Raw genomic sequence first — 412 nt, 5'->3', positions numbered from 1 at the left:
CCGGGTCAAAGGTTCATATCACCTCGCCGGCGCTTTTCGCAGATTAGCACGTCCTTCATCGCCTCTGACTGCCAGGGCATCCACCGTGTACGCTTAGTCGCTTAACCTCACAACCCGAAGATGTTTCACTTCTGATTGCGAAAATTTGAGAGACTCGAACACACATAACATGTGTGTCGTTTCAATTTTCAGCTTGATCCAGATTTTTAAAGAGCAAAACTTCTTAATGCACTCAAAAGTACATTCAGAAGTTCATCATTCATCAGACAATCTGTGTGAGCACTGCAAAGGCAGGTTCTTTAAGGTAAGGAGGTGATCCAACCGCAGGTTCCCCTACGGTTACCTTGTTACGACTTCACCCCAGTCATGAATCACAAAGTGGTAAGCGCCCTCCCGAAGGTTAAGCTACCTA

The 412-nt window shown here is 46.4% G+C and carries 2 rRNA genes; both read right to left on the bottom strand.

The features are described 5' to 3' along the window. Nucleotides 1-107 (bottom strand): 23S ribosomal RNA (locus P346_RS0122115); the annotation flags it as partial. Nucleotides 108-305: 198 nt separating this feature from the next. Continuing rightward, a 16S ribosomal RNA gene (locus P346_RS0122110) occupies nucleotides 306-412 on the bottom strand; the annotation flags it as partial.

The organism is Enterobacter sp. DC1, from assembly GCF_000568075.1.
GTDB classification, from domain to species: Bacteria; Pseudomonadota; Gammaproteobacteria; order Enterobacterales; family Enterobacteriaceae; genus Enterobacter; species Enterobacter asburiae.
This window is presented reverse-complemented; position numbering and strand designations above follow the sequence as displayed.